Genomic DNA, 10,584 nt, shown 5'->3' with positions numbered 1-10,584 from the left:
CTGGTGCTGTATTAAATTACAGTTGTTCGCAGTCTTTATTGTTATGTTTTCCGCGGAGGCGATCATGGGCGTAACGGCTTTGCAGGCAGCCAAGCACGCATGCGACACGTCCGATTGGACGCTTACGAATCTGCAGCTGCAAAAAATCCTTTATCTGGCTCACATGGTCTACGCCGGCCGCCATAAGCGGCCCATGATCGCCGATGAGAATTTCCAGGCATGGAATTACGGTCCGGTTTTACCGTCCGTCTACCACCGTGCGTCAGCTTTTGGCGCCCGCCCAATCAGGAACATCTTTCGGTCGATACTTTGCCCGTCGGACCCGCTGGCGGTCGAATTGATCGACGAGGCCGTGGACAGGTTCGGCAACGAACCGGCATTCAAGCTCGTCAAGCTGACCCATGACGGCAAGAGCGCATGGAGCCGGCATTTCACCACCGGACACTGGGGCGTCGAGATTCCATTTTCATCGGTGCTGGATGAGTATGCTCAACGTTTCGGGCCCAAGGAATGAGCGGTGCCCAGCGGAGAATTCCAGCATCTTTCCGAAAGCGCCTCCGAGTCGGCCGGCATATTGCCAACCGAGGAAATCGCTGCCGCCACCGCGAACCTGGAGCGGAAACTCCAATATGAAAAGGAATCTCGGCGGGAAGAGCGCTTTATCCTTTCCGTCTTTATCGTTGCGCTGATTGACGCTTTTTTGTTCATGCAGATGAACACTTGGTCGGGGCCGATTGTGCTCGGCCTGGTAGAACTGGTCGCGTTCGCGGTATTCGCCAGGCGTTCAGGCGTAGACGAGGTTGTGCAGCTCCTGGACAAGCTTTTAGTTCCGTTTTGCCGGGACAAAAGCCGGGATAAAACTTAAGCCGCCTTGCCGCGCCCGCGGCCGCCGTTCAGGAATGGCTGCGGCCCTGGCGGCGGCAATGCAGATACCGTTCGATCTCGGCCTGTTCCACGGCCGGGTCCAGCAAGCGCCACCGGACCACATAGCCGCGGTGCGCGGGCGGCATCCAGCCCAATATGGAGTACATCGTGACCTCGGTTTCGCCCGTATTGAATTCGGTTTCGAAGAATCCCTGGCGTTGCGGTGGCTTGCTGCCACATATCCAGTTGGAACCCGGCATGACGGTCTCCTCCTGCAGCATGTGCGTTCCATGCTACGCGCCGCCCTGCGAAACCGCATGCGTTCTAGCCCCGATGCGGGCCGCGGTCCACCTGTGTTAGAAACACGGATGGGGCTGCCGAAAGGCGGCCCTCGATCTTTGCGAACCTTTGCAGTTCGATTCGGCCCGTGGCGGTAGCATTCGGTCATCAATCATCAGGAGTCCGCCATGGAAACCAAGCAACCAACCCCGGAGCCGAACAAGCGCCGCTGGCCTTTCGGCTACGGCGAGGAAGAATGAATAGCGCGGCCTGACTAGCCGATGCGCGCGATCCGTTCGCCGGGGCGCGACAGCTAATAATGCGGGGACTTGCGGAATATTGACCCGCGCCGGAATGCCCCCGGCGCGGCAGGGATTATCACTTCGGCAGCACGAACTCCACGCGCCGGTTCTGGGCGCGCCCTTCGGGGTTGTCCGCGCCGTTGGCCAGTTTGTTCGGCTGCACCGGCCGGCTGTCGCCCAGGCCTTTGGTTTTCAAGCGCGAGGGGTCCACGCCGTGGCTGGCCAGCCATTTCGCCACCGCCTGGGCGCGCCGCAGCGACAATTCCTTGTTGTAGGCGGCCGATCCCTTGGAGTCGGTGTGTCCTTCGATCGCCACGGCACCGGCCGGGCCGGACTCGATGAGGCCGGCGATGTCCTGCAGCGTCGGTTCGGCGGCCGGGCGGATGGCGGCCTTGTCGAAGTCGAACAGCACGTCGCCCAGCATCGACACGGTCACGGCATTCTGGTCCTGCCGAACCGATATGCCCGAATGGCGGGCGGCCAGCCCATCGATCCGCGCGGTCAGGTCGGATACGCCGCCGCCGGTGTCGGAAGGAAAACCCTTCAGGTCCAGGATAGTGGCCTTGAGATCGAGAATCTCGGCCTTGTAGGGCGGCTCTTGCGCAAAAGAGCCGCTGGCGGCGGTCAGCAGCGCCGCCGCCAGCAGGGATGACGCGCCCAGGTGGCCCGTCATGGCTATCGATCGGTGATCTTGATGGCGTCGAAGGTCTCGACGCCCGGGATCGTCAGGGATACTTCGGTGATCTCTTTGGGCGGTGCGGGGAATTTCCCATGCCAGGAACCGGCGATCGGCGTGTCCTTGGCGGTGCGCAGCATCAGCTTGGGATTGGTCAGGGGCTTGTCGTTGCTGTCTTTCAGCAGCAGGTATTTCTTGTTGCCCGCGACCACGTAGAAGCTGTTCTCGTAGTCGTTTTGCGAGATCGTCGAATAAATCATCTCGGTCTTGCCCGGTACGATAGGCTTGAACCGCATCTTGATGGACAGGATGTCGCCGCTGCGCACGGCCTCGATCACCTGGCCTTCGGCCACGCCAGAGTCGATCATTCCGGTCGCGAGCGGCGCGGCGGCGTCGGCCTGGGCGTAAGCGGTCTGTCCGATGGGAGCCAGTGTCATATAGGCGCCCAGCGCGCAGGCAGCGGCGGTTTTTCCGATTGAAGTCACGATAAGCATCCTTTCTTGTTCAAGATTCGGGTCGATGTATCGGAGCAGGGAACTCATGCTTTGGGCGTAATCCGGCGCCCGACCAACGATAGTCCGACTTTCGGGGACTTATTGCCGTTCGATATTCTTCCAAGACGTTACGGAATCTGGCCGGGGCCGAGGTGAGAATTGCTGAACTTTGGCCGATTACGCTTTCGTAACATCCCCGTAAAGCACAAGGAAGGGGATGAGCCATGGCGACTTGCGAACAATGCGAGGCTATCGCTGCGAACCGGCGCGACGCGCCCGGACACGAAAACCTGATCAGCCTCGGTGACGTGCGCTCGCTCGACGAACACCGGCGCGACGTCAGCCACGAAGCCTTTACCTGCGCCATCTGCGGCGCCGAATGGAATTACCGGCGCGACAAGCGCGACCCGGCCAGCGGCTGGAGCCGGGGCGAGGCCGCGCCGCTGGCGCCGGACGACGCCGCGCGGGCGGCCTGAAAGGCAGTCAGACCTGCATCTTCTTCTTGCCCAGCAGGGTCAGCGCCAAGCTGCGGCCGGTGCGCATGAACGGATACAGGGCGGTGGACAGGCAGGGATTGCGGAAGACGGCGGCGTTGATGCTGTTGAACAAATCGTTGCCGGTGCTGAGCAGCGCCAGCCGGTTGATGCAGTCCGCGCCGAAATAGTCCTGTCCGTCCAGGTGCAGCAGCATGCCCTGGTTCAGGTCGTATCCCTGCGCCTTGTATGCGACCGCCAGGTCGGAATGGTCGCGCATGTTCAGCAGATCGACCGGGCCGACCGCCTTTTGCAGCCGCAGCATCTGCACGTAGTTCGAGCAGAACGGGCAATCTCCGTCGTAGAGCAGAAAGTTCTTCGCGATGGCCATGATGCACCGTAAGGGGAAGGGCGCGGGCGCGAAAAGCGCGCCCGCCAGTTCCGATTAAAACGCATATCCGCCGCCTCGGCCCAGGCCGGTCTACCGCAGGCGCGGCCGGGGCGATCAGCCCGCGGCGGCTTGGTCGGCCGCGGGCCAGGCCAGCTTCATGGCGTAGTCGCGCACGTCTTGCGGCCAGTCGGCGACGAGCCGCGCGTAGCGTTCGCGGTCGTCGGCATAAAGCGCGCGGGTCGCCTCCTCGAAGCCCGGCAGGTTGCCGGCCATGCTGGACATGAAGTGATACGCGGCCTCCTGGCATGCGCGGCGGCGCTCCTGCGCCTCGTTGCCGCGGCGCGCCTGTTCCACCAGCTTGCGCAAGGCCACGGACGCGCCGCCGGGCTGCGCGGCCAGCCAGTCCCAATGGCGCGGCAGCAGCGTGACTTCGCGCGCCACCACGCCCAGCCTGGGCCGGCCGCGTCCGCGCGGCGCCGGTTCGGCCGGGCTGGCGGAATCGGTTTCGGCGGGGGCGCGGTGGCGTTCGGCGACGCTGGCGTCGTCGCCGCTCAGATCCAGGTCCACCTGTCGGCCGGACCGGTCCTCGTAGACCAGGATGGCGGCGCCGCCGGCGGCCATCGCGTGCTTTACAGCCAGCGCCACGTCGGCCAGCACGCCGGCGGCAAGAAGGCGGTGGCCCGAGAAAGCGGTGTGTGCAGACAAAGTAGTCATTATTTAACCCGGGTAAAATTGAACGAGCGAATTATGATCCGGGTAAAAAGAAAAGTCAATTGATCCGGGTAAAAACACTGAAATAATCTTTGCGGACCTAGGGTGAATACCTAGGCAAAACACCTGGACGGCGTATAATCTTGCTTTGCGCCCGGAGTTACCCATGCGTCTCGTTCAAAAAGCGCTCACCTTCGACGATGTGTTGCTGGTGCCTGCGTATTCCGAGGTGTTGCCGCGCGACACCTCCCTGGCCACGCGCCTGACCCGCAACATCAATCTCAATATCCCCCTCGTGTCCGCCGCCATGGACACCGTCACCGAATCGCGTCTGGCCATCGCCATGGCGCAAGAGGGCGGAATCGGGATCATCCACAAGAATCTGTCCGCCGACGCCCAGGCCCGTGAAGTGGCCCGCGTCAAGCGCCACGAATTCGGCATCGTGATCGATCCGGTCACCGTCACCCCCCAGATGAAAGTGCGCGACGCGATTGCGTTGCAGCGCCAGCACGGCATCTCGGGCCTGCCGGTGGTCGAGGGACGCAAGCTGGTCGGCATCGTCACCAACCGCGACCTGCGCTTCGAAGAGAACCTGGACCAGCCCCTGCGCAACATCATGACGCCGCAGGAACGCCTGGTCACCATGAAGGAAGGCGCCACGCTGGAAGAGGCCCAGGCCCTGATGCACAAGCATCGCCTGGAGCGCGTGCTGATCGTCAACGACGGCTTCGAGCTGCGCGGCCTGGCCACGGTCAAGGACATCGTCAAGAACACCGAACACCCGATGGCCAGCAAGGACGCCCAGGGCCAGCTGCGCGTGGGCGCGGCGGTGGGCGTGGGCGCCGGCACCGAAGAGCGCGTTGAGAAGCTGGTCGCCGCCGGCGTCGACGTCCTGATCGTCGACACCGCCCACGGCCACTCCAAGGGCGTGCTCGAAGGCGTGCGCTGGGTCAAGCAGAACTATCCCAAGGTCGAAGTCATCGGCGGCAACATCGCCACCGCCGCCGCCGCGCGCGCGCTGGTCGAGTACGGCGCCGACGGCGTCAAGGTCGGCATCGGCCCCGGCTCGATCTGCACCACCCGCATCGTCGCCGGCGTGGGCGTGCCGCAGATCCATGCCATCTCCGAAGTCGCCAAGGCGCTGGAAGGCACGGGCGTGCCGCTGATCGCCGACGGCGGCATCCGCTACTCGGGCGACGTCGCCAAGGCCCTGGCCGCCGGCGCGTTCTCCTGCATGATGGGCGGCATGTTCGCCGGCACCGAAGAGTCGCCGGGCGAAGTCGTGCTGTTCCAGGGCCGCTCGTACAAGTCGTACCGCGGCATGGGCAGCCTGGGCGCCATGACCGACGGCTCGGCCGACCGGTATTTCCAGGACCCCGCCAACAACGCGGACAAGCTGGTTCCCGAAGGCATCGAAGGCCGTGTTCCCTACAAGGGCAGCGTGCTGGCCATCATTTACCAGCTGGTCGGCGGCATCCGCGCCTCGATGGGCTATTGCGGCGCCGCCACCATCGACGACATGCGCACCAAGGCCGAATTCGTGGAGATCACCTCCGCCGGCGTGCGCGAGTCGCACGTGCACGACGTACAGATCACCAAGGAAGCGCCCAACTACCGCGCCGACTGATCCGTACAGTCAACTACAATGTCATGCATCACGCACCGGCAGAACCGCAATGAACCCGCGGTTCTGCCGGTGCGGTTTTATTTACTGCGGTTCCATTCATTACCGGTAGAGTCTCCATGCACCAGCGCATCCTCATTCTCGACTACGGTTCGCAAGTCACCCAACTGATCGCCCGCCGCGTGCGCGAGGCCGGCGTGTATTCCGAAGTGCATCCGGGCGACGTCGACGACGCCTTCGTGCGCGAACAGATGGCGCAAGGCCTCAAGGGCATCATCCTGTCCGGCAGCCACGCCTCGGCCTACGAAGAAGGCTCCATGCGCGTGCCGCACGCCGTGTTCGAACTGGGCGTGCCGGTGCTGGGCATCTGCTACGGCATGCAGTCCATGGCCCAGCAGCTGGGTGGCGTGGTCAGCTTCTCCGACCACCGCGAATTCGGCTACGCCGAAGTCCGCGCCCACGGCCACACCAAGCTGCTGGAAGGCCTGGAAGACTTCACCACGCCCGAAGGCCACGGCATGTTGAAGGTCTGGATGAGCCACGGCGACAAGGTCACCGAACTGCCGCCGGGCTTCAAGCTCATGGCTTCCACGCCGTCCTGCCCGATCGCCGGCATGGCCGACGAAGACCGCAAGTTCTACGCCGTGCAGTTCCACCCCGAAGTCACGCATACCGTGCAGGGCAAGGCCATGCTGGCCCGCTTCGTCAACGAGATCTGCGGCTGCGAAGGCGACTGGAACATGCCCGACTACGTGGCCGAAGCCGTCGCGCGCATCCGCGAACAGGTCGGCGACGACGAAGTCATCCTCGGCCTGTCCGGCGGCGTGGACTCCTCCGTCGCGGCCGCGCTGATCCACAAGGCCATCGGCGACCAGCTCACCTGCGTCTTCGTCGACCACGGCCTGCTGCGCCTGGACGAAGGCAAGCAGGTCATGCAGACCTTCGCCGAGAACATGGGCGTCAACATCATCCACATCGACGCGACCGCCCAGTTCATGGGCAAGCTCGCCGGCGTGGCCGACCCCGAAGCCAAGCGCAAGATCATCGGCCGCGAATTCGTCGAAGTGTTCCAGGAACAGGCCGGCAAGCAGAAAAGCGCCAAGTGGCTGGCCCAGGGCACCATCTACCCCGACGTGATCGAATCGGCCGGCGCCAAGACCGGCAAGGCCACCTCCATCAAGTCGCACCACAACGTCGGCGGCCTGCCGGACACGCTCAACCTGCAGCTGCTGGAACCCCTGCGCGAACTGTTCAAGGACGAAGTCCGCGAACTCGGCGTGGCCCTGGGCCTGCCGCCGCAGATGGTCTACCGCCACCCGTTCCCCGGTCCCGGCCTGGGCGTGCGCATCCTGGGCGAGGTCAAGCACGAATACGCCGAACTGCTGCGCCGCGCCGACGCCATCTTCATCGAAGAACTGCGCAACACCAAGGACGAGGCCAGCGGCCTGACCTGGTACGAACTGACCTCGCAGGCGTTTGCCGTGTTCCTGCCGGTCAAGTCCGTGGGCGTGATGGGCGACGGCCGCACCTACGAATACGTCGTCGCGCTGCGCGCGGTGCAGACGTTCGACTTCATGACCGCCGACTGGGCGCCGCTGCCGCATCCGCTGCTGGCCCGGGTGTCGTCGCGGATCATCAATGAAGTGCGCGGGATCAACCGTGTCGTGTATGACGTGTCGAGCAAGCCGCCTGCGACGATTGAGTGGGAATGAAATACCTTCACGTCAGGTCGTCCCATGTGGTCCCGCTTTTCGCTGAAAAGCCCGTCCTGACAGTGAGTTAAGTCCTACTCGGTCTCAAGTCGCCTCAGCAAAGCCCCCGGAATTTGGCGGTATTGTTGGCGGTACCGGAGAGCAACCCCTTGGACGACCTCGGTTGATACCGTCAAATGCCTTGACGGTATCAGATTCGATGGCTTCGTCGGAGGACAAGATGCTCACTGACTTGAAATTGAAGGCCCTCAAGGCCACAGGGAAGATCTACAAGGTCGCGGACCAACAAGGCCTCTACGTCGCGGTGACGCGAACCGGCATCGTCAGCTTCCGGTTCGACTACCGCATGGGGAAACGCCGCGAGACCTTGGTGATCGGTCAATACGACTCGAACCTCGGGGCGCGGAACCCACGTGCTCTGGATGAGCTGGACTACGGCATGTCCGTGAGCCTGGCCGAGGCTCGGTTGCTGCTCACGCGGGCGGCTCGAAGCGTGGAGCAGGGAGAGAGCCCTTCGCGCGGCAAGGTCGAGAAGCGGGTCAAGGCTGCAGAGGCCTTGACGTTCGGTGGCTGGGCAAAAAGGTATTTCGAAGAGGCTGACCTAGCTGACTCGACCAAGGCCATGCGGAAGTCGGTCTATGACCGGCATCTGGAGAAGGAGTTTGGCCGGCTCAAGCTCGAGGAGATCACGCCGGACATCCTGATGGCACGGTGCGAGAGGATCAAGGCAAAGGGAGCCGCAGCGCCTGCTGTTCATGCGCGGGACATCGTGTTGCAGGTGTACCAGTACGTGAAGGCGCGGGGGATGAAAATCGAAAATCCCGCCGAGGCGATCAAGCCCAGCGCTATTGCCACGTTCAAGGCTCGGGATAGGGCCCTTTCGCCGAAGGAAATTCACGTGTTCTTCAATGCGCTTGAAGAAACAGGGACTGCATCGACATTGCGCCTGGCCGTCAAATTTATGCTGCTGACGATGGTGCGTAAATCGGAATTCATCCAGGCGACGTGGGAGGAGGTGGACTTCGGAACAGCCGTTTGGACGATTCCGAAGGAGCGCATGAAAGCGGGTCGCCCTCATAACGTCTATCTCAGTCAGCAGGTACTTGATATTCTGGTAGCTTTCAAGACTTGTTTCGGATCCAGCCAGTACTTGCACCCCGGACGCTATGAGATGAATCGGCCGATCAGCAACCCAGCGTTGAATCGGGTTCTCGAGGTCACTGTGCAGTTGATTCGCGATCGCGGAGAGGAATTTGAATCCTTTACCGTGCATGACCTGCGTCGGACGGCCAGCACCCACTTGCATGAGGCCGGATTCAATAGCGACTGGATTGAGAAATGCCTTGCCCACGAGCAGCGGGGCGTGCGAGCGGTCTACAACAAGGCGGAATACGCCGAGCAGCGTAGAACAATGCTCCAAGCTTGGGCCGACATGGTCGATTCATGGATCATGAATGGGCCCAGCCCGGTCAAGCCGTTGAAGCTGGCCTATTCCTCCGAACCTGAGCTTGTCAGAAATTTTGTGTGTGAGGCATAGCATGTCGACAAGGAGCATGAATGCCACGCAAGACCAAACCGAGCTTGTCAGAAATTTTGTGTGTGAGGCATAGCATGTCGACAAGGAGCATGAATGCCACGCAAGACCAAACCCACCGCTTTGGCGGACCAGGCGGCACAGCCGCAATTTCACATCCCGGCCGAGCTGCTTGACCAGTTGGTGACCGGGCCCATGACGCCGGGCCAAGTCCAAGGGCTGTTCGATCAGTTCAAGAAGTCAATTCTTGAGCGGGCGCTGGGCGCCGAGATGAGTCATCACCTAGGCTATGCGCCCGGCCAAGCCAAGCCCACAGGCGGATCAGCCAACCACCGCAACGGCAAGAGCACCAAGACCGTACTGACCGATGTGGGGGCGCTGCGCATCGATGTCCCACGCGATCGCGAAGGCAGCTTCGAGCCGCAGCTCATTGGCAAGCACGAGCGGCGCTTTACGGGTTTCGACGACAAGATCATCGCCATGTACGCACGCGGCATGACGGTGCGCGAGATCCAGGGTTTCCTGGCTGAGATGTACTCGGTGGACGTCTCGCCCGAGCTCATCAGCCGTGTCACCGATGAGGTGATGGGCGAGGTCACGGCCTGGCAGACACGGCCGCTGGAGGCGATGTACCCGGTGGTGTTCTTCGATGCGCTGCGGGTCAAGATTCGCGAGGATGCGGTGGTGCGCTCCAAGGCCGTCTACCTGGCGCTGGGCGTACTGCCTGACGGCTCGCGCGACATCCTGGGAATCTGGATCGAGAACACCGAGGGGGCGAAGTTCTGGATGAAGGTCTTCAACGATCTGAAGACGCGCGGGGTGCAGGACATCCTGATTGCCGTCACCGACGGCCTCAAGGGCATGCCAGAGGCGCTGGGCGCAGTGTTCCCGGCGACGACGCTGCAGACCTGCATCGTGCACCTGATCCGGGGTGGCCTGGACTTTGCGTCATGGAAAGACCGCAAGGCGCTGGCCGCAGCCATCAAACCCATCTACACCGCGGTGAGCGCCGAGGCGGCCGAGGCCGAGTTGGATGCGTTTGCGGCCGGCCCCTGGGGGCAGCGGTTCCCGACCGTGGTCAGCGCCTGGCGCCGGGCCTGGGACAAGGTCATCCCGTTCTTCGCCTTCCCGCCCGAGGTGCGGCGCGTGATCTACACCACCAACGCCATCGAGAGCGTGAACGCACGGCTGCGCAAGATCATCAAAACGCGCGGCCACTTCCCCAGCGACGAGGCGGCCACCAAGCTGATCTGGCTGGCGCTGCGCAACATCACCGCGGACTGGGGGCGGGCGGCCAACCACTGGAAATCAGCGATGAACCAATTTGCGATCCTCTACGAGGACCGATTTACCAGATCGGGCCAGTAAGATCACCAAGCCGCCTCACGATTGAGTGACGGATTCAACAGCCTCACACACAGAAATCCTGACACTCCCCCGAACCTGGAGCGGATGACGAGCGTCAGGTGGCTTTGATGCAGCCTGCGTGAGGGGGATGCTTCCGCTTCGGCGGAGGCGGCGCCT

At 62.8% G+C, this 10,584-nt stretch carries 12 protein-coding genes; 7 read left to right on the top strand and 5 right to left on the bottom strand.

All coding sequences use genetic code 11. The annotated features are described in order from the left end of the window. The first annotated feature begins 64 nt into the window (after positions 1-64). Positions 65-514, top strand: a complete 450-nt coding sequence (locus C1I89_RS06435; RefSeq protein ID WP_146747993.1) for a Panacea domain-containing protein — start codon at positions 65-67, stop codon at positions 512-514. Positions 515-517: 3 nt separating this feature from the next. Further along, a complete protein-coding gene (locus C1I89_RS06430) occupies positions 518-865 on the top strand; it encodes a hypothetical protein (protein ID WP_102771969.1) in 348 nt (115 codons plus the stop codon). A 28-nt stretch (positions 866-893) separates the two neighbouring features. On the opposite strand, the gene C1I89_RS06425 is transcribed toward C1I89_RS06430, so the two are convergent. The 3 genes from C1I89_RS06425 to C1I89_RS35130 all read right to left on the bottom strand — a co-directional run bounded on the left by C1I89_RS06425 (position 894) and on the right by C1I89_RS35130 (position 2,663). Beyond that, positions 894-1,145 (bottom strand): hypothetical protein, encoded by a 252-nt coding sequence (locus C1I89_RS06425; RefSeq protein ID WP_440130621.1) that lies wholly within the window; start codon positions 1,143-1,145, stop codon positions 894-896. Between the two features lie 376 nt (positions 1,146-1,521). Then, a complete protein-coding gene (locus C1I89_RS06420) occupies positions 1,522-2,118 on the bottom strand; it encodes an OmpA family protein (protein ID WP_102771968.1) in 597 nt (198 codons plus the stop codon). 2 nt (positions 2,119-2,120) lie between these two features. Beyond that, on the bottom strand, positions 2,121-2,663 hold the full coding sequence (locus tag C1I89_RS35130) for a hypothetical protein (protein WP_258231359.1): 543 nt from the start codon (positions 2,661-2,663) through the stop codon (positions 2,121-2,123). 176 nt (positions 2,664-2,839) lie between these two features. Here C1I89_RS35130 and C1I89_RS06410 point away from each other — a divergent pair, with 176 nt between their 5' ends. Beyond that, positions 2,840-3,091: a hypothetical protein gene (locus tag C1I89_RS06410; protein ID WP_102771967.1), complete on the top strand. Its 252-nt coding sequence runs from the start codon at positions 2,840-2,842 to the stop codon at positions 3,089-3,091. 7 nt (positions 3,092-3,098) lie between these two features. Here the strand turns inward: C1I89_RS06410 and C1I89_RS06405 are convergent, their stop codons facing one another. Further along, complete coding sequence (locus tag C1I89_RS06405; RefSeq protein WP_102771966.1) at positions 3,099-3,479, bottom strand: DCC1-like thiol-disulfide oxidoreductase family protein; 381 nt, start codon at positions 3,477-3,479, stop codon at positions 3,099-3,101. 114 nt (positions 3,480-3,593) lie between these two features. Next, a complete protein-coding gene (locus tag C1I89_RS06400) occupies positions 3,594-4,193 on the bottom strand; it encodes a DUF2239 family protein (protein ID WP_102771965.1) in 600 nt (199 codons plus the stop codon). A gap of 163 nt (positions 4,194-4,356) precedes the next feature. Here C1I89_RS06400 and guaB point away from each other — a divergent pair, with 163 nt between their 5' ends. The 4 genes from guaB (at position 4,357) to C1I89_RS06380 (ending at position 10,428) form a co-directional block, all read left to right on the top strand. Beyond that, positions 4,357-5,817 (top strand): IMP dehydrogenase, encoded by a 1,461-nt coding sequence (gene guaB / locus C1I89_RS06395; RefSeq protein ID WP_102771964.1) that lies wholly within the window; start codon positions 4,357-4,359, stop codon positions 5,815-5,817. Between the two features lie 116 nt (positions 5,818-5,933). Continuing rightward, entirely contained in the window at positions 5,934-7,526 is a 1,593-nt protein-coding gene (guaA, locus tag C1I89_RS06390) for a glutamine-hydrolyzing GMP synthase (protein ID WP_102771963.1), read from the top strand. A 220-nt stretch (positions 7,527-7,746) separates the two neighbouring features. Beyond that, positions 7,747-9,063: a tyrosine-type recombinase/integrase gene (locus tag C1I89_RS06385; protein ID WP_102772812.1), complete on the top strand. Its 1,317-nt coding sequence runs from the start codon at positions 7,747-7,749 to the stop codon at positions 9,061-9,063. A 93-nt stretch (positions 9,064-9,156) separates the two neighbouring features. Then, positions 9,157-10,428: an IS256 family transposase gene (locus C1I89_RS06380; RefSeq protein ID WP_047350851.1), complete on the top strand. Its 1,272-nt coding sequence runs from the start codon at positions 9,157-9,159 to the stop codon at positions 10,426-10,428. Positions 10,429-10,584 lie beyond the last annotated feature (156 nt).

The sequence above is a fragment of the Achromobacter pulmonis genome, assembly GCF_002885955.2.
Classification (GTDB): Bacteria; Pseudomonadota; Gammaproteobacteria; order Burkholderiales; family Burkholderiaceae_B; genus Achromobacter; species Achromobacter pulmonis_A.
The sequence above is the reverse complement of the archived record's forward strand: the minus strand, read 5'-3'. Positions and strand labels throughout refer to the sequence as shown.

What these genes read in the sequence shown, in the direction of transcription:
- C1I89_RS06435 (WP_146747993.1), top strand. Translation starts at nt 65, where the DNA reads ATGGGCGTAACGGCTTTGCAGGCAGCCAAGCACGCATGCGACACGTCC.
- C1I89_RS06425 (WP_440130621.1), bottom strand. Translation starts at nt 1,145, where the DNA reads ATGCTGCAGGAGGAGACCGTCATGCCGGGTTCCAACTGGATATGTGGC.
- C1I89_RS06420 (WP_102771968.1), bottom strand. Translation starts at nt 2,118, where the DNA reads ATGACGGGCCACCTGGGCGCGTCATCCCTGCTGGCGGCGGCGCTGCTG.
- C1I89_RS35130 (WP_258231359.1), bottom strand. Translation starts at nt 2,663, where the DNA reads ATGAGTTCCCTGCTCCGATACATCGACCCGAATCTTGAACAAGAAAGG.
- C1I89_RS06410 (WP_102771967.1), top strand. Translation starts at nt 2,840, where the DNA reads ATGGCGACTTGCGAACAATGCGAGGCTATCGCTGCGAACCGGCGCGAC.
- C1I89_RS06405 (WP_102771966.1), bottom strand. Translation starts at nt 3,479, where the DNA reads ATGGCCATCGCGAAGAACTTTCTGCTCTACGACGGAGATTGCCCGTTC.
- C1I89_RS06400 (WP_102771965.1), bottom strand. Translation starts at nt 4,193, where the DNA reads ATGACTACTTTGTCTGCACACACCGCTTTCTCGGGCCACCGCCTTCTT.
- guaB (WP_102771964.1), top strand. Translation starts at nt 4,357, where the DNA reads ATGCGTCTCGTTCAAAAAGCGCTCACCTTCGACGATGTGTTGCTGGTG.
- guaA (WP_102771963.1), top strand. Translation starts at nt 5,934, where the DNA reads ATGCACCAGCGCATCCTCATTCTCGACTACGGTTCGCAAGTCACCCAA.
- C1I89_RS06385 (WP_102772812.1), top strand. Translation starts at nt 7,747, where the DNA reads ATGCTCACTGACTTGAAATTGAAGGCCCTCAAGGCCACAGGGAAGATC.
- C1I89_RS06380 (WP_047350851.1), top strand. Translation starts at nt 9,157, where the DNA reads ATGCCACGCAAGACCAAACCCACCGCTTTGGCGGACCAGGCGGCACAG.